Raw genomic sequence first — 17,082 nt, 5'->3', positions numbered from 1 at the left:
AATGGCTCACCTTCGCCGGTCATCGCCGACCTCATCTGGCCGTGGAGCAACTCCGATGGCGACCCGCCCATGGTGGCGAAGGCGTCGACACGGCAACGCATCATTGTGTGGAGTTCCCGCGTGGCGCGTAACCCGACAGCCAACGGCTGTGCCCGAGCACCATCCGAAGAGCCAGACGATGCACGCCGCGCCGGCTCATCGGCGAATTCGATCCGGGACTGCGCGAAGTTGACCTGCGCGCCGCGCCCCGGATCGTGGTCCGCGTCAGACCGACTCGTCGATCCAGCCCTTCAGGCTCGCCTTCGGCGCGGCGCCGGTGCGGTTCGAGATCACCTCGCCGCCCTTGAACATGAAGAGCGCGGGGATGCCGCGGACGCCGAATTTCGCGGGCAGGTCCGGGTTCTCGTCCACGTTCACCTTCGCAACCTTGATCTTGCCCTCGTATTCGGTGGCAAGCTCTTCGAGCGCCGGGCCGATCATGCGGCAGGGGCCGCACCATTCCGCCCAGAAGTCCACCAGGACAGGCACTTCGGACGAGAGAACTTCGTCCTGAAAGTTGCTGTCCGTCACCTTGACCGTCGCCATTGTTCGGCTCCTCGATTTTGACTTGCTGCTAACCTATGAAGCGACCCCCAGCCGGTCAAGGGAACCACCGCTTTCGGCCCGCCCTGGCTCAGCTTTCCGCGAGCGCCCGGGCGAGCGCGGCCGCCGTCAGTCCCGGAGGCAAGGGCATGAGCCGGGCCGTCCGGGTCCAGAGCACCGCCGTCTCGACGCGCCGGTCGGGCCAGATCAGCGCGAGGGCGGCGGCGTAGGCGCCCATCTGGCGCAGGATGCCCTCCGGCACCTCCTCGGGCACCGCCGGCACGCCGCGATTGCTCTTGAAATCGACCGCGAGAACGCGCTCCGGCCCGATGACGAGGCGGTCGATCCGGCCGAGCAGCCGCCGCTCGCGCGCGTCGGGCATCGGTGCGGTGATCTCGGCCTCGGCCAGCGTTTCGGGCGCGAAGAGGAAATCGAGCTCGGGCGCGGTCAGGACGCTCTCGGCTTCCGCGATCAGAGCCGGCAGGTCCGTCCGGTCGGGCAAGAGCAGCGCCGCGAGCCCCGGCCATTCGGCACGGTTCCGTCCGCGCAGCCGCTCGAGCAGGAGATGCGCCGCCTCGCCGCGCGCGAGCGGATCGCCCTCCTCGGCGAAGGCATCTCGCTCGAAGGGCAGTGCGTGGAGACCGCCGAGATGCGAGGGCGTGAGAACCGCCGCTTCCGCCTCCGCGGGGACCGTGGCGGGACGGCTCGCCCAGTCGGGCAGGGGGGGCGGGGGCGGGGGCGCCTCCGTCTCCCGGACCGGACCGTCCATCTCCCAACGCTCGGACAGGACGAGCCCCGCCTCCGTCTCCTCCGCGCCGAGCGCGCGGAGCGCCGTCTCGACGAGGCCGTACCAGCTTCCGTCTCCCGGCTTCGGCGCGGCGCCGGCGCCCGCGACGATGAGCCAGGACTGCGCCCGGGTCAGCGCGACGTAGAGGAGGCGCAGGTTCTCGGCTTCCGCGCGACCGCGGCGCCTCGCATCCGCGGCCGCGAGCGAGGGCGCCGCGAGCTCGGCGCGCGTCCGCCAGGCGGTGAGGCCGGTGTCGAGCCGGAGCAGCTGCGGCGGGGTGCCGATCTCGCGCCGGGGCGCCGTCTCGGGCAGGATGACGATCGGCGCTTCGAGGCCCTTGGCGCCATGCACCGTCATCACCCGCGCCTGATCGGCGGAATCCTCGAGCCGGCGCTTGACGGTCATCTCCTCCCGGTCGATCCAGCAGAGAAAACCGGTCAGGCTCGGCGCCTCGCTCGTCTCATAGGCGAGCGCCTGATCGAGCAGCGCGTCGATGGCATCCTCCGCCTCCTGCCCGAGCCGGGCGATCAGGCGGCGCCGTCCATCATGGCGGATCAGGATGCGCTCCAGAAGTTCGAACGGCCGGGCATAATCCGCGAGGCCGCGAATGTCGTCGATCAGCGCGCGGACCTCAGGCCACTCCGCCGCCCGGGCCCGGAGCGCGGCCCAGAGCGTGCCCTTCCGGCCATGGGCGAGGTCGAAGAGCGCCTCTTCGCTCATGCCGCCGAGCGGCCCGCGCAGCAGCGCGGCGAGCGAGAGGTCGTCCCCCGGCGTGGCGGCGATCCGCAGCACGGCCAGCAGATCCTTGACCGCCAGTTCGCCTTCGAGCTTCAGCACATCGGCGCCCGCGACCGGCACCCGGGCGATCTTCAGGGCGTGGATGATGGCATGGAAGAGTTCCGCGCGGCGCTGCACCAGAATCAGCACATCGCCCGGGCGGATCGCCCGGCCCTTGCCGGGGAGCGGGGTTCCCGCGTCGAGCCAGCCCCGGACCCGTTCCGCGACATCGCGCGCCAGCCTGGCGATGGGATCGTCGGGGACCGCCGCCGCCTCCGGGATCTCCCAGGGCGGATCGGGCACCTTCTCCGGCTTCGGCAGGAAGGGCCAGAGTTCCACCCGGCCCGGCATTTCCGCCCGGAAGGCGAGGTGTTCGGATCGGGCGAGGCCCGTGTTTTCCGGCCCCGCTTTTTCCGACGCCGCCTTTTCCGGCCCCGTCCCGTCCGATCCGGCGAAGACCGCGTCCACGAGCCGGAGCACCGGCGGCGCGGAGCGGAAGGAATAGAGCAGGTCGCAGTGCTGGAGTTCGCGCCCCAGCCCGGCGAGCAATCCGTCGTAGCTCTGGCGCATCTCGCCGAAGATGGCGGGATCGGCGCCCTGGAAGCTGTAGATCGACTGTTTCTCGTCGCCGACGACGAAGATCGTCCGCCGGATGTCGCGGCCCGACAGCCCCGCGAAGAACTCGTCCGAGATCGCCTTGATGACCTGCCATTGCCTGGGGCTGGTGTCCTGCGCCTCGTCCACGAGAATATGGTCGAGACCGCCGTCGAGCCGCCAGAGCACCCAGGCGGCGGTCTCCCGGCGCGAGAGCAGATCGCGCGCGCGGTCGATCAGGTCGTCGAAGTCGAGCAGGCCGCGCGCGCGCTTCCGCGCCTCGTAGCTTGAAAGGAAGGCGCGGGCGAACCGGTGCAGCGCCTCGGCCCTCGCCAGCGCGAGGAGCGCCAGCCGCCGCGGCCGCGCGGCCTCGACCTTGCGCGCCAGATGGTCGAGCGCGTTCGAGAGCGCCGGATGCGCCTCCCGGACGGCCTTGGTCGGGATCTTTCCGGCCTTGGCCGTGAAGGGGGTCGCGCCGCTCCTGGTGAGCAGGCAGTCTTCGAGCGCTGCGAGGCAGGCGTCGGCCTCGACCTCGCCCAGCGCCGCCGCGAGTGCCACGCCGAGCTTGCCGTCGGTCTTGTCCCGCTCGGCCAGGATCGGAAGCCAGGCCCGGACACAACTCGCCGATTGCTCGCTCAGCACCTCGGCCCGGATGGCCTCCACCGTCGTTCCCTCGTCGGCGCCGAGTTCACGGGCGCGTTCCACCCGATCGAAGGCCGTGCCGAACGCTTCGCGATTCTGCGCGATTTCGAGCATCAAGGGATCGGGATCGTCGCCCGAGAGCCAGGTCGCCATCCCCTCGACGGCCGCCGGATCGGTGAGCGCGAGAGCGTTGAGCACGTCCTCCCGAAGTGCGCGCGCCGCGCGGTCGTCGAGCATCTGGAAGCCCGGCGACACGCCCGCCTCCAGCGGAAACCGCCGCAGCAGCGCGTCGCAGAAGGCGTGGATCGTCTGGATCTTGAGCCCGCCCGGAGTCTCGAGACCGCGGGCGAAGAGGCGGCGGGCCTCGTTGAGCTTTTCCGGCGTCAGCGGCGGCCCGTCCTCGCCGAGCCTCAGGAGTTCGGCGCGCAGGTCCGCGTCGTCGAGCATCGCCCATTTGCCCAGCGTCGCGAAGAGCCGGTTCTGCATCTCCGCCGCCGCGGCCGTGGTGTAGGTCAGGCAGAGGATGCGCCGGGGGTCGGTGCCGGCGAGAAGCAGCCGCGCGACCCGGTCGGTCAGCACGCGCGTCTTGCCGGAGCCGGCGTTCGCGGAAACCCAGCTCGACGCATCCGGCGCCGCCGCCCGCCACTGCGCCTTCGTCGCGGGCGTCGGCGGATCCGGCGCGCGCGGGTCGGCGCCGGATGGTTGTCCGATCGGCCTGTGCTCGGTCACGCCCCGCCCTCCGGTTCCTCGCCATCCGCCCATTCGCCGTGGCGCGCCAGATGGTCGTAGTCGTTCGTGTAGACCAGCTGCGCCGGGCGCAGCCGCGCGGTGAAGCCGACCTCGCCGGCCTGATAGCGCGCGATGAGCGCCGCGAGCTTGTCCCAGACTTCCGCGACGCGCTCCGCCACATCGGGGATCGGCCGCGACTTTCCCTGGCCGATGCTGATCAGCTCGAGATGCCAGGCCGGGGCCGCGGGCAGGCCCGCGAAACCGCCCGCCTCCACGATCGCCGCTTCGAGCGGCAGCTGCAGGTGCGTCTTGTCGCTCGGCAGACCGCCGGACTTGTAGTCGTAGAGCGCATAGCCCTCCGGGGCGCGGTCGATCCGGTCGGCCTTGGCGGTGACCCGGAACGGTCGGGGCAGCCCGTCGATCGCGCGGCCCCCCTTGATCTCGTGCGCCAGCGGTTCGGCCCGGAGCCGCCGTTCCGCCTCGCCGGCGACGAACCAGTCGGCGTGGCGGGCGAGCCGGGCGAGCCAGATCGCGCGCACCGCGGGCCAGGGCGCCTCCTCGGCCAGCCGCGCCTCGGCGTGATGCATCAATTCGTCCCGCGCATGGGCGGGCAGCGCGTCACGCGTCGCGACGATGAAATGCTCGATCACGTCGTGCAGCGCCGTGCCGCGAGCGAGCGCGTCGGGCCGCCGGCCGGGCGGTCGGAGCGGGCGCAGGTCCAGCACCTTGCGCGCGTAGATCGCGTAGGGATCGCGCGCCAGTGTCTCGATCTGCGTGACCGAAAGCTCCGCCGGGAAGTGCTCCGGCGTCAGCTGCGGCGCGGGACGGCGCGCCGGCTCTTCCCGCCAATCCGGCCGCGAGAGCCGTGTTCCCCTCGCCAGAAGTTCGGCGCCGCGCCGCTTGGCGCCATTGAGCGCCGCCTCTCCCTCCGGCGGCAGGCCGCGCAGCAGGTTTTCGAGCCGCATCAGCCAGCGCGCGGCGACGGTCGGCGCGTCGGCGTCGCGGAGCGCGCGGGAGACGATCACGCGGCCCGCGCCCATCGCCTGCTGGAAGTCATGCGCCGCGAGGCCGATCCGCCGCTCCGGGCTCGGCAACCCCAGCTGGGCCCGCATCGCGCGGTTGAGCCAGGGATCGGCGCCCGGCAGGCTCGGCCAGATCCCCTCGTTCAGCCCGCCGAGGATCACCAGCCCGGCGCTCTGCACCCGCGCTTCGAGCGTGCCCCAGATCGCGATGCCCGGATGGGTGACGACCGCTTCCTCCGGCACGTCCACGGAGGCCATCAGCGAGCGCAGCAGGGCGTCGTATTCGACCGGCGTGACCGGCCCGCCCGCGTCCGCGTCGGTCGCGAGCCTTTCCATCATGTCGCGGGCGCGTGCACCGGCGCCCCGCTCCCAGAGCCGGTGACCCGCCGCCCGTTCCGGCCCGCCGGCCAGAAGCTCGGCGGCCGCGACGTGCCAGCTTACCCGCTCGGCAAGCGGCAGGGCATCGCCGGACGGCGCCTCCTCCAGCGCGGTCGCGAGCCATGCGATCCAGTCCTCGGCTTCCTGTTTCGCGCCCCAGGCCCGAAGCTCCGCCCAGTCGAGCCAGGGCGCGCCGCCACGCAGCACCCGCGCTTCGAGCCGCGCGGTCAGTTCCATGTGCCGTCCGCGGGCGCCGGGCGCGCTGTTGGTGAGCGGGTGCTTCAGCAGCGCGAGCAGCGCCTCGGGCGTCGGCCGCTCGCCCATCCGCCCGGCGATCCGGCGCAGGAACACCCCCGGCGGGGTGAGCGCGAGCGGCCGGCCGGCGCTGTCGTCCGGGATCAGGCTCCAGCGGTCGAGTTCCGCCGTCACCCGCCGCGCCAGTGTCCGGTCGGGGGTGATGAGCGCCGCCCGCGTGCCGGTCTCCGCCGCCTCGCGCAGCGCCAGCGCGATGGCGAGCGCCTCGCCGCGCGGGTCCGGGGCCTCGATCCAGGTGAGATCCGCGAGGGCGGCTGCGAGGCCGGGCCGGAGCGCCGCGCCCTCGCTTCGCCACTGGTCGGTCACCGGCGCGGGCCGAAGTGCGAGGGAGACCAGCGCGTCGCGTTCCGGCGCGGGGGGCGGGACTTCCGCCCAGACCGCGCAGGCGGCGGGGTCGAAGCCGATCTCGGATGCGAGCCGGCGGAAGCCGTGCTGCGGATGATCGGCCGCGCCCTCCTCGGCGGCGTCGAGCCGGTCCCAGACCTCGGCGGGCAGCGCGGCGTCGAGCCCGGGCAGGATCAGCGCCCCCTGCGGCAGCCGCGCCACATGGCTCATGAACCGCCGCGTCGCGCCGCGCGAGCCTGTCGAGCCCGCGACGATCACCGGATGCGCCGGGGGCGCCAGCCGCCATTCGGCGGCCCAGGCCTCGGCGGCGGCGCGCAGCCTTCCCTGGCCGCCAATGTCGCCGCTCGCGGTCTCGTAATCGGTCAGGAGCGTCAGGAAGGCGAGGCTCCGCTGCCAGTGCGCCGCGTGCTCCGCCGGATCGATCGCCGCGAGCGCCTCGGGCGGAACGCCTTCGCCGCGCATCTCGTCGAAGAGATCGGCGAGGCTGTCGGCGAGATCATAGGCCGCCGTCTCCGACGCGAGCCCCGGCTCGGCGGCGATGAGCGCCGAGACCAGCCGTGCGAGTTCGAGCTTCCGGCGCAGTGGCGAGACCGCGGGCGCCGGCTCCACCGGCCCGAGCGGATCGGCGCCAAGCTCCGTAACCACGCGAATTCGCGGCAGGAGACGCGCCGGCCCTCGCGCGAGTTCGGCGTGCAGAGCGCGGCGCATCCGCTGCGTGTTCACCCAGAGCTCGATCCGCGCCGAGGTCTCGGGCGGCTGCCCGGCGAGGCGCGTGTCGAGGCCCGCGACCACCGCGCGGGCGAAATCGACGCCGGGGGGCAGGTAGAAGATCCGGGGACCGTCGCTCGGGGGGAAGAACGCGCTCATCGGCGGAGCTCGGCTTCGGCGAGCGCGATGCCTTCGGGGCGGCCGACATCGGCCCAGCCGCCGTGATGGACGGAGCCGAAGGCGCGCCCGGCGGCGAGCATCGGGTCCCAGACGCGGTTGAGCGAGAAGATGTCGTCGGCGATCTCTCCGAGGCGGCGCGGGTCGATGATCTGCGCTCCGGGATAGATGTAGGGCGCGGTCGCCGCCGCGCCGCGCCGGGTGAGCCGCCCGTCCGCGCCGAGGAAGAAATCACCCGGCCCGGTGTGACCGACGCCGGCCTCGCGCGGCAGGAGCGAGAGGAGCGCCTCCATCCGCGCGGGCTCCCAGTCGCGCGCGAGGGTTTCGAGCGGGTTCGGCCCGGTCCAGATCATGTCGGCGTTCAGCGTGAAGACCGGCCCCGGCCCAAGCAGGTGGATCGCCGCGCGGAGGCCGCCACCGGTTTCGAGCAGCGCCGGCTCCTCGGAGACGATCACCTCCGGCGCCTCCGCCGCGAGCCAGGCTCGCATCTGCCCGGCATGGGCATGGATGTTGACCACCGTTCGCGCGACACCCGCCTCCCGCGTCAGCCGCAGCGCATGGGCGAGCAACGTCTTCCCCGCCACCTCGATCAGCGCCTTCGGCCGGTCGCGCGTGAGCGCGCCCATGCGTGTGCCGTGCCCGGCCGCGAAGATCATCGCCGCCTCGGGCCTCACGCCGCGATCCCGTCGATCCGGGCCAGCGCCTCCGCCGTCGGGGCGGGCACGTGGCGGGTGATGAAGCGGCGCAGGGGTCCAAGCTCGGGATGGGTGAGATCGCCTTCGAGATAGCCCCAGACCCGGGGCAGGTAGTCGAGATAGCGCGCCTTGCCGTCGCGGCGGCGGAGGCGCGCGAAAAGGCCGAGGATCTTGAGGTTGCGCTGCGCCGAGAGGATATGCGCGGCGGCGTCGAAGCTCTCGGGCTCCCGCCCGGTCCGCGCGAGGTAGCGGGCGCGCGCCCGCGCGGCGAGGCCGGGTGCGATGTCGCGGCGCGCGTCCCGGACCAGCGACACGAAATCATAGGCCGGGTGGCCGATCAGCATGTCCTGGAAATCGAGGAGCCCGACCCGGGCCAGATCCGGCCGCTCCGGCAGCCAGACGAGGTTCTCGGCGTGATAGTCGCGATAGATCGGCACGGACGGATCACGCGGAACGCTCGCGAAGGCGGCCTCGGCGAGCGCCTCGTACTCGGCTTCGAGGTCTGGCGGGACGGCGGCGCCGGTAACGGCCGGCAGGTACCATTCGGTCATCAGCCGCGCCTCGCGCATCAGCACGGCCATGTCATAGGCGGGCGCCGTCCAGCCGGGGGCGCCAATCTGGGCCGGCTTGTCCGGGGCAGGCTCGTCCCAGCTCAGCTCCTGCATCCGGGCGAGCGTATCGATCGCCGCGTCGTAGAGCGTCGGTTCAAGGCCGGGGTCCCGGAGGCAGAGGGTTGCGAAGAGGTCATCGCCGAAATCCTCGAGCAGCGCGAGACCTTGAACCGGCGCGGCCGCGAAAACCTCGGGGGCCGAGAGGCCGCCCCGGCGCAGCCAGCCCGCGACGGCGAGGAAGGGTGTGGTGTCGAGCCCGCTTTCGGGCGGCACATCCATCAGGATCGCCCGGCGCTGGCCGAGCGCCAGCCGCTCGTAGCGTCGCGCCGAGGCGTCGCCCGCGAGCGGACGGCGCTCCGCGGCGCCCCATCCCGCGGTTTCCAGAAAGGCTCCGATCGCCCGGTTCCGGCTCATGCCCGCTCCATTTCCGCGAGCGTGCCCGCGAGCCAGTCCCATCCGCCGCCGGCCGCGGTCAGCGTCGCGCGCCGCCCGTCGCCATCCGCCACGAAATCGAGCGTGAGACCGATCCGGCGCGAGGGCAGGGCGGGTCCGAGCCTTTCGGCCCATTCGACGAGGCAGATCGCCGACCCGAACGCGTCTTCGAGCCCGAGTTCGGCGATCTCGTCGATCGTGCCCAGGCGGTAGAGGTCGGCATGCCAGAGTTCCACCGCGCCGAGATCGTAGGTCTGGACCAGCGTGAAACTCGGCGAGGGGATGTCCTCCGACCTGCCGAGCGCGGCCAGCCGGCGCGCGATCAGCGCTCGCGCGAAAAGGCTCTTGCCCGCGCCTAGCCCGCCGGAGAGCGCGACGAGATCGCCCGCGCCGAGGCCGGGGGCGATGGCGCGCGCCAGGGCCTCGGTGTCTTCCGGGGCGGGCAGGTCGAGGATGCGCTGCAAGAAACCTATCCATTGGCCATTGGCGGGATTGCGAATCCGGCTCTTCTACCGCCCCGACCGGCCAGCGCAAGGGCGCGGGCGCCGCTCACGCCCATCGGCCCCACGCGCCGGTCCCGCTCGGCCGTCCCACCGGTCAGGCGCTCGCCGCCTGGCGGGCCGGCGGCGGTGCCTCGCTCCGGGCCGGCGCTTCGGGCAGGCGCAGGATCAGCGTCGCGCGCCCGTCCTCCCGCGCGACGATGAGCTGGCCGCCCGCCCGCTCCGCCATACGCCGGGCGATGCCGCGGGCGACGCCCTCGTTCTCCTGGCCGGTGGTCTCGACCTCGGCGCGCAGTCCCTCGGGCACGAGGCCGAGCGAGACCCTGGCGCCGGGGATGGCGAGATCCGCCGCGGCGAGCCCGAGCGCCAGCGCGAAACGGCCGCGCTCATAGGGCCAGGGCGTCTGCTCCCCGGTCACGGCGAGCGTGAGCCCCCGGTTCTCGAGCGCGCGCGCGAGCAGCGGGAGCGGACCGGCGCCGTCGTTCTGCCGCAGCGACCCCAGCGAGCCGAGCGCGTCCGCCTTCGCCAGCCCCTCGCGAAGATTGCGCGCCGCGGCGCGCAGGGCTTCGACGGCGGTCTCGCTCGGCACGGCGGGGATCGCCGCGGCGAGTTCGCGCGCCGCCTCCTCGGCCGGGACGCGCAGCTGTTCGAAGGCGAGTTCGCCGACCAGCGCGGTCTCGTCGCGAGGCAGGCCAAGGCGCCGCCGCTCGGCGCTCAGGTCGCGGAAGCTCACCAGCGAGGCGGCGTTGGGCATCGGTGCCACGAGAACGTCGAGCTCACGGCCGTCGAGAAGCGTCACGCGGTCGCTGAAGGAGGCGCGGGCCGCCGCGCCGGTGGCGAAGTCGGCGATCCTGGTCCAGACGGTGCTCGGCGCCCCCTGTTCGGCGCAGCGCGCGGTGACCTCGGCGACGGCGAGGCCCCGGGCCAGACCTTGGGCCAGTCCCTGGGCCAGGCCTTGCGCCAGACCGCGGGCCCGTCCGGGTGCCTGCTCGACCTCGCCGGCGTGCCAGAGCGTGCGGAACGCGGCGTTGACGAAGACGAGCCCGCCCGAGGCATCGAAGACCGCCACCGCCTCCGAAACCCGGTCGAGCGCCGCCTGGCTCAGTTCGAGCTCTGAACGGTAACGGCGTTCGAGCTGGATCGTGGTCGAGATGTTCTCGAAGAGGAAGGCCACGGCGCCCTGCGGATGCGGCCGTCCGGTCACGCGGAAGATCTTCCCGGAGGGCAGCACCCAGTTCTCCTCGTAGGTGCCCTCGCGCGCTCCTTCCTCCAGTTCGCCGATCTTCCGCCGCCAGGAGGTGAAATCCTTCATGTCCGGCATCTGTCGCGTCTCGCGCAGCCGTTCGAGGAAATCGCGCAGCGAGGGTCGGGCGGCGAGCCAGACCGCGTCGATCTTCACGAGATCGGTCAGCGCGGGGTTGAACAGGCCGAGACGCCGGTTCTTGTCGAAGACGGCGAGGCCGATCGGCAGATGCGCGAAGGTCTCGGTCAGCGTCTCGACGAAGCGGCGCAGCGCCAGTTCCGCCTTGACGAGATCGTCCGAGGCCAGAGCGAATCCGATGCCGCCGCCTTCCGAATGAACCACTTCGGAAACCTCGTACCATTCGGGCTCGCCGCCGGTGCCGGCGAGCGAGACCCGGCGGCGGCTGAACTCGCCCCGCGCGGTGAGGGGGACCTGCTCGGCCACCTCCGCGAAGGCGCTCGGGCTGCGGGGTTCTCCGTTCGCCACCTCGGGCTTGCCGAAACGGTCGCGATAGGGCTGGTTCGACCACTCGACCTGCCCATCGGCGCCAAGCGACCAGGCGAGCAGCGGGGCGCTGTCGATCAGGCCGCGCAGGAGCCGCGCCTCGGTCTCCGCTCGCGCCAGCGCGCCCTGCGCGCCGCTGAGCGCCCGGGCGTCCTCGCTCGCCGGCCGGATCGCGACATGCGCCGCGTCGCCGCTCGGCCAGCCGGAGAGCTCGAAAGCGCCGCCGTCCCGGCGCTGGCAATGGCGGCGGAAGGCGGTGCCATAGAGGACGAGCTCCTCCAGATCAGTCTTGAACCCGGGGCAGTCCCGCTCCAGATGCGCGACCAGCGCCGAGAGCCGCCCCGATTTCGGATCGACCGCCTGGAGCAGCGCGCGGGCGGATTCGGTGAGCGGCCGCGCCGTCGAGCCTCGCACCAGGAATTCGCAGTCGGCCGATGTCACCCGCCTGTCCCACCTGACAAACCGGGGGACGACGAGGCCCGAGGCGATTTCGCCGGGATGAAACAGGACCAGAAGGATCAGTGTCGCCAGCGCGCTCAGCAGTGCCGCGAGCGCCACGGTCGGCAGGTCCTCGAGGCTCGCCCGCTCGATGAGCGGAACCCATTCGTCGGGCAGGAAGGGCAGGAGATCCATGGCGCGGTCCGGCTGATCGGCGGGCGGTCAGGGGATCGCGGAACGCTTAAGGAAGCCTTAACTAAGGGAACCTGAGCCCCGGAACGTCCCTCGGGGGCGTGTCCGAGGCCGAGGCGCCCGATCCCGATGCGCCCGGCGGTCGGGTCACCTCCGCGGGCGGCCAGACGGCCATCACGATGGCGCCGGTCGGCCGCCCGAACTCCGGCGGCTCGTTCCCGCGCTCGCCCTTGCGCGGCACGGCATTGGCGAAGCTCAACCGCGCGCCGGAGCGTTCGAGCAGGGTCTTGGCGATGAAGAGCCCGAGCCCCATCCCCTCGTAGCCGGGGCGCTGGCTCTGCGTGCCCGCGCGGCTGCGGACGAAGGGAATGCCGATGCGGCTCAGCACCTCGGACGGGTAACCGGGCCCGTCATCGCCGATCTCGATCGCGATCATGCCCGGCGTCCAGTCGATGTCGATCCAGACCGTCGTCTTCGCGAAATCCACCGCGTTCTGGACGAGGTTCCGCAGCCCCTGGATGATCTCCGGCTGCCGCGCGATTTCCGGCTGCGATCGCGCGCTCTCCTCCGGCAGGCCGCCCTGGACGCGGGTGATGATCCGGATGCCCCGGCTCGAATGCGGGGCGGCCGCTTCCTCGACGACGGTCGAGATCGGCGCGTAGCTCACCATCGTATCGGCGTAACCGCGCGGCCCCATCGAGCGCAGGATCTGGGCGCAGCGGTCGGCCTGCGCCCGGATCAGCAGCGCGTCCTCGCGCTGGCCGGGCTCGGTCAGATCCTCGGCGAGTTCGGTCGAGAGCAGCTTGATCGTCGCGAGCGGGGTGCCGAGCTCGTGGGCGGCGGCCGCGACCACGCCGGTCAGGGTGGTCAGCTCCTGCTCGCGTCCCAGCGCGGCCTGGGTGGCGGCGAGCGCCTGGCTCATCCGGAAGGTCTCGTCGCTGACCTGCCGGGCGTAGAAGGCGAAGAACAGGATGCCGATGACCAGCGAGATCCAGCTGCCGAGCACCAGAAGCGGCGGCGCCGACAGATAGAGCCCGGAATGCAGCCGGAGCGGCAGGGCGGCGAGCGCGAGCAGGGTCGTCACCACGACCGCCGCGAGCGAGATCATCAGCGTGGCTTCCAGCGAAAGGACCGAGGCGCTGATCATGACCGGCGCGATGATCATGAGTGCGAAGGGATTGGCGAGCCCGCCGGTCAGGACGAGCAGCGCGCCGATCTGACCGATGTCGAACATCAGCGTGACGATCGCCTCGCGCGATGTCAGCCGCTGGTTCTGCGTCGTGGCGAGCATCGCGAGGCCGTTCAGCACCACCGAGGCGGCGATGACGGCGGCGCAGAACTGCAGCGGGATGACGACCCCGAGCGCCCAGGCGCCGAGCACGGCCGCGGTCTGTCCGAGGATCGCCAGCCAGCGCAGCAGGATCAGCGTCCGGGCACGGAGCCAGGAGCCGCGCGCATCCTCGGCGATGAGCGGCAGTTCTCTGTGTTGCATGCCCGCGCATTACCAGTCCGCGCAGCCGGGCTCAAACGAAATTGACCCGGTCCAAGCAGTGACATCTTGATGCCCCGTTCTGTGCGTGCGAGAAACCGCGCGAGGAGGACGCCGATGAGATCCGAACGTACTCGCGCGTACGCAATGATCGCCGGAGGCGTGACGATTGTCGCCCTTGGCGCGATGGGTTACTTCGCGCTCGCCCCGGCCGAGGATGGCGATCCCTATGCCGATTGCCGCAGGGGGCAGGTCGCCGGAGGGACGGCCACGATCGGCGGTCCGTTCGAACTGGTGAACGGCGAAGGGGCGCCGGAAACCGACAAGGAGGCGATCACCGGTCCGACGCTGGTCTATTTCGGCTATGCCTTCTGCCCGGACATCTGCCCGACGGATCTCCTGCGCAATGCGCTGGCGGCGGACGAACTGGCGGAAAACGGCGTCGATGTCGGCCAGGTCTTCGTCACCATCGATCCGGACCGCGACACGCCCGAGGTCGTGAAGGAGTTCTCCCAGTCGATTCATCCCGACCTGATCGGCCTCACCGGCACGCCCGAGCAGATCGCGGTCGTCGCCCGCGACTACAAGGTGTATTATCGTAAGGCTGGGGAAGACCCGGAGGATTATCTCATGGACCATTCGACCTTCACCTACCTCATGGCGCCGGGGGGAGAATTCCTGGAATTCTACGGCTCCGACGTTTCGCCCGAGGCGGTCGCGGACTCCGTCTCATGCTTCGCGGGGCGATCATGACTCCCACCACGGGCGAGCCGATCGCCCGCCCGGGAGCGCCGGTTCGCGAATGCGGACCGGCCACCGGGGACGTCGGGGACGAGATCGGGACGGACCGGTCGCTCCTGATCCTCGACGATGATGAACTGTTCCTGCGCAGCCTGGCGCGGGCGATGGAGAAGCGCGGCTTCGATGTGCGCTCGGTGAGTACCGCCGCCGAGGGCAGGGTCGCGGCGGAGGAATCCCCGCCCGCCTACGCGGTCGTGGATCTCCGGCTCGAGGACGGCAACGGGCTCGACGTCGTGGAGCGGATCCGCGAGTTGCGTCCCGATTCCCGCATCGTCGTGCTGACCGGCTACGGCGCGATCGCGACCGCGGTCGCGGCGGTGAAGATCGGCGCGACCGACTATCTCGCGAAGCCGGCCGACGCGAACGACGTGATGAACGCCCTGCTGTCCAACGACTCCGACCGGCCGGAGCCGCCGGAGAATCCGATGTCCGCCGACCGGGTGCGCTGGGAGCATATCCAGCGGATCTACGAGCTTTGCGACCGCAACGTCTCGGAAACGGCGCGGCGGCTCAACATGCACCGGCGCACGCTCCAGCGGATTCTCGCGAAGCGCAGCCCGCGGTAGCACCGGCGGAAGCACCCGCCGGACCGGCGCCGGGGGGCGGTGATGAAAAGCCGTGCCACCGGCGGCGGTGAAAAGGCTTGCATCGGCGGAATGCCGCGCCTATATGGGCGGCATCAGCGGCGGATCGGCCCTAGGGGACGGTCCTCCACCGGAAATTCGCACGGGCCGCTGGCCCGTTTTTTTGTGCCCGGCGTCGTCGTCGCGGTGCTCGCCCGAAGGAGTCCGGAACTTGGCCGATCTCGTCGCAAAGGCCGCGATTGACCGGCGGCTCGCCGATATCGTCGCCCCGACCATCGAGGGTCTGGGGTTCGAGCTCGTGCGGATTCGCCTGATGAGCGGCAAGCGCGCGACGCTGCAGATCATGGCCGAGCGGCCCGAGGGCTGGATTGAGGTCGACGACTGCGCGAAGATCAGCCGCGCGGTCTCCGCCGTGCTCGACGTGGAGGACCCGATCTCGGGCGAATACGTGCTCGAAGTGTCGAGCCCGGGCATCGATCGGCCGCTGACGCGGCTGAAGGATTTCGAGCGCTACGCCGATTACGAGGTGAAGCTCGAGACCTCGGAACTCATCGATGGCCGGCGCCGCTTCAAGGGCGTGCTGCACGGTGTCGAGGGGAACGAGATCCTGATCGAGATCGCCGAGGGAGTGATCGGGCTGGAATTCGACTGGCTGAGCGATGCGAAGCTGGTGCTGACCGACGAGCTGATCGCCGAGAGCCTGGCCGCCCGCAAGGCGCAGGGCTTCGGCGAGGAACTGGACAGCGCCGATTTCGACGAGATCGAGACCGACGACACCGAGACCGACGACGCCGGGACCGAAGAGCCCGGGGATGAGACTGGCGAAGACGGGCCCGCGGGTCCCGGGACCGCCATGACAACCGACAAGAACGAGGAAAAACGATGAGCGTGACCTCCGCCAACCGCCTTGAGCTTCTGCAGATCGCCGACGCGGTCGCCCGCGAGAAGATGATCGATCCGATCCTGGTGATCGAGGCGATGGAGGACAGCCTCGGCAAGGCCGCGCGCTCGCGCTACGGCGCCGAATACGACATCCGCGCCAAGATCGACCGCAGGTCGGGCGAGCTTTTCATGACCCGCCACCGCGCCGTCGTGGAGGAGCCGGAGAACCATTTCACCGAGCTCAGCCTCGCGGACGCGCGGGTGATCAAGTCCGACGCCGAGATCGGCGACGACATCACCGATGCGCTGCCGCCGATGGATTTCGGCCGCATCGCCGCGCAGTCGGCGAAACAGGTCATCATGCAGAAGGTCCGCGAGGCGGAGCGCGAGCGGCAGTACGAGGAATTCAAGGACCGCGTCGGCGAGATCATAAACGGCCTCGTCAAGCGGACCGAATACGGCAATGTCATCGTCGATGTCGGCCGGGGCGAGGCGATCCTGCGCCGCGACCAGCTGATCCAGCGCGAGGCGTTCCGCAACGGCGACCGCGTGCGCGCGCTGATCCGCGACGTGCGGCTCGAGACCCGCGGCCCGCAGATCTTCCTTAGCCGCACCGCGCCGGAATTCCTCGCAGAGCTTTTCAAGATGGAAGTGCCCGAGATCTATGACGGCGTCATCGAGATCAAGGCGGTGGCCCGCGACCCGGGCTCGCGCGCGAAGATGGGCGTCATCTCCTATGACAATTCCATCGACCCGGTCGGCGCCTGCGTCGGCATGCGCGGCAGCCGGGTCCAGGCCGTCGTGGGCGAGCTTCAGGGCGAGAAGATCGACATCATCCCGTGGAACCAGGACCCGGCGACCTTCCTCGTGAACGCGCTCCAGCCGGCCGAGGTCTCCAAGGTCGTCTTCGACGAGGACAGCGAGCGGATCGAGGTCGTGGTGCCCGACGAGCAGTTGAGCCTCGCCATCGGCCGCCGCGGCCAGAACGTCCGGCTCGCGAGCCAGCTCACCGGCTTCGACATCGACATCCTGACCGAGGCGCAGGAAAGCGAGCGGCGCCAGGCCGAATTCGCCGAGCGCACGCAGCTCTTCATGGAGACGATGAACGTCGACGAGATGGTCGCGCATCTTCTCGTCGCCGAGGGTTTTGCAACTCTCGAGGAAATCGCCTATGTTGACATCGACGAATTGCTCAGCATCGACGGTTTCGACCAGTCCACGGCCGAGGAACTACAGGCCCGGGCGCGCGAATCGCTCGATGAGATCAATGCCAAGGCTATCGAACGTGCCCGGGAACTCGGTGTCGAGCAGAGTCTGTTTGACTTCGAGGGCCTGACGCCCCAGATGATCGAGGCGCTCGCCGAGGACGGGATCAAGACGCTTGAGGACTTCGCCACCTGCGCCGACTGGGAGTTGGCCGGTGGCTATACCACCGTCGACGGCAAGCGGGTCAAGGACACCGGGCTGCTCGAGAAGTTCGACATGAGCCTCGAGGAGGCCCAGACGCTGGTCATGAACGCCCGCGTTCTGCTCGGCTGGGTCAGCGCCGAGGAGCTCGCGGCCGCCGCCGCAGAGGATGAGGAGGAGGCGCCCGCCGAGGACGCGGTCGAAGGCACGGCCGAGGACACGGAGGAGGAGCGGGCCTGAGGTCCGAG

11 protein-coding genes and 1 pseudogene are annotated in these 17,082 nt (G+C 71.2%); 4 read left to right on the top strand and 8 right to left on the bottom strand.

The features are described from left to right. Nucleotides 1-264 precede the first annotated feature (264 nt). The 8 genes from trxA to regB form a co-directional block, all read right to left on the bottom strand. Nucleotides 265-585 (bottom strand): thioredoxin, encoded by a 321-nt coding sequence (gene trxA, locus ACLJK8_RS10820; protein WP_413150276.1) that lies wholly within the window; start codon nucleotides 583-585, stop codon nucleotides 265-267. An 88-nt stretch (nucleotides 586-673) separates the two neighbouring features. Then, nucleotides 674-4,111, bottom strand: a complete 3,438-nt coding sequence (gene addA / locus ACLJK8_RS10815; protein ID WP_413150275.1) for a double-strand break repair helicase AddA — start codon at nucleotides 4,109-4,111, stop codon at nucleotides 674-676. Further along, a complete protein-coding gene (gene addB, locus ACLJK8_RS10810; RefSeq protein ID WP_413150274.1) occupies nucleotides 4,108-7,038 on the bottom strand; it encodes a double-strand break repair protein AddB in 2,931 nt (976 codons plus the stop codon). The genes addA and addB overlap by 4 nt, the downstream gene beginning before the upstream one ends. Further along, nucleotides 7,035-7,712, bottom strand: a complete 678-nt coding sequence (locus tag ACLJK8_RS10805; protein ID WP_413150273.1) for a nucleotidyltransferase family protein — start codon at nucleotides 7,710-7,712, stop codon at nucleotides 7,035-7,037. The genes addB and ACLJK8_RS10805 overlap by 4 nt, the downstream gene beginning before the upstream one ends. A 14-nt stretch (nucleotides 7,713-7,726) precedes the next feature. Continuing rightward, a complete protein-coding gene (locus tag ACLJK8_RS10800; protein WP_413150272.1) occupies nucleotides 7,727-8,776 on the bottom strand; it encodes an aminoglycoside phosphotransferase family protein in 1,050 nt (349 codons plus the stop codon). Continuing rightward, entirely contained in the window at nucleotides 8,773-9,258 is a 486-nt protein-coding gene (gene tsaE / locus ACLJK8_RS10795) for a tRNA (adenosine(37)-N6)-threonylcarbamoyltransferase complex ATPase subunit type 1 TsaE (protein ID WP_413150270.1), read from the bottom strand. The genes ACLJK8_RS10800 and tsaE overlap by 4 nt, the downstream gene beginning before the upstream one ends. 133 nt (nucleotides 9,259-9,391) lie before the next feature. Next, complete coding sequence (locus ACLJK8_RS10790) at nucleotides 9,392-11,674, bottom strand: PAS-domain containing protein (protein WP_413150269.1); 2,283 nt, start codon at nucleotides 11,672-11,674, stop codon at nucleotides 9,392-9,394. 61 nt (nucleotides 11,675-11,735) lie between these two features. Further along, nucleotides 11,736-13,163: a sensor histidine kinase RegB gene (gene regB / locus ACLJK8_RS10785; RefSeq protein ID WP_413150268.1), complete on the bottom strand. Its 1,428-nt coding sequence runs from the start codon at nucleotides 13,161-13,163 to the stop codon at nucleotides 11,736-11,738. A 159-nt stretch (nucleotides 13,164-13,322) separates the two neighbouring features. On the opposite strand from regB, the gene ACLJK8_RS10780 reads away from it, so the two are divergent. The 4 genes and pseudogenes from ACLJK8_RS10780 (at nucleotide 13,323) to nusA (ending at nucleotide 17,074) form a co-directional block, all read left to right on the top strand. Beyond that, complete coding sequence (locus ACLJK8_RS10780) at nucleotides 13,323-13,913, top strand: SCO family protein (protein ID WP_413150267.1); 591 nt, start codon at nucleotides 13,323-13,325, stop codon at nucleotides 13,911-13,913. Further along, the gene (locus ACLJK8_RS10775) at nucleotides 13,910-14,527 is read left to right on the top strand and encodes an ActR/PrrA/RegA family redox response regulator transcription factor (RefSeq protein WP_413150266.1); all 618 of its coding nucleotides are present in this window, start codon (nucleotides 13,910-13,912) and stop codon (nucleotides 14,525-14,527) included. Before ACLJK8_RS10780 ends, ACLJK8_RS10775 begins: the two co-directional genes overlap by 4 nt. Nucleotides 14,528-14,756: 229 nt before the next feature. Next, nucleotides 14,757-15,335, top strand: a pseudogene (rimP, locus tag ACLJK8_RS10770) (ribosome maturation factor RimP); the annotation flags it as partial. A 92-nt stretch (nucleotides 15,336-15,427) separates the two neighbouring features. After that, nucleotides 15,428-17,074, top strand: coding sequence for a transcription termination factor NusA (gene nusA / locus ACLJK8_RS10765; RefSeq protein ID WP_413150265.1), 1,647 nt, complete (start codon nucleotides 15,428-15,430; stop codon nucleotides 17,072-17,074). The last annotated feature ends 8 nt before the right edge of the window (nucleotides 17,075-17,082 follow it).

Source organism: Amaricoccus sp. W119 (assembly GCF_047275745.1).
Classification (GTDB): domain Bacteria; phylum Pseudomonadota; class Alphaproteobacteria; order Rhodobacterales; family Rhodobacteraceae; genus Amaricoccus.
This window is presented reverse-complemented; position numbering and strand designations above follow the sequence as displayed.

Excerpts from the sequence above, each read along its gene's own strand:
- trxA (WP_413150276.1), bottom strand. The coding sequence starts at position 585 with ATGGCGACGGTCAAGGTGACGGACAGCAACTTTCAGGACGAAGTTCTC.
- addB (WP_413150274.1), bottom strand. The coding sequence starts at position 7,038 with ATGAGCGCGTTCTTCCCCCCGAGCGACGGTCCCCGGATCTTCTACCTG.
- ACLJK8_RS10805 (WP_413150273.1), bottom strand. The coding sequence starts at position 7,712 with ATGATCTTCGCGGCCGGGCACGGCACACGCATGGGCGCGCTCACGCGC.
- ACLJK8_RS10800 (WP_413150272.1), bottom strand. The coding sequence starts at position 8,776 with ATGAGCCGGAACCGGGCGATCGGAGCCTTTCTGGAAACCGCGGGATGG.
- ACLJK8_RS10790 (WP_413150269.1), bottom strand. The coding sequence starts at position 11,674 with ATGGATCTCCTGCCCTTCCTGCCCGACGAATGGGTTCCGCTCATCGAG.
- regB (WP_413150268.1), bottom strand. The coding sequence starts at position 13,163 with ATGCAACACAGAGAACTGCCGCTCATCGCCGAGGATGCGCGCGGCTCC.
- ACLJK8_RS10775 (WP_413150266.1), top strand. The coding sequence starts at position 13,910 with ATGACTCCCACCACGGGCGAGCCGATCGCCCGCCCGGGAGCGCCGGTT.
- nusA (WP_413150265.1), top strand. The coding sequence starts at position 15,428 with ATGAGCGTGACCTCCGCCAACCGCCTTGAGCTTCTGCAGATCGCCGAC.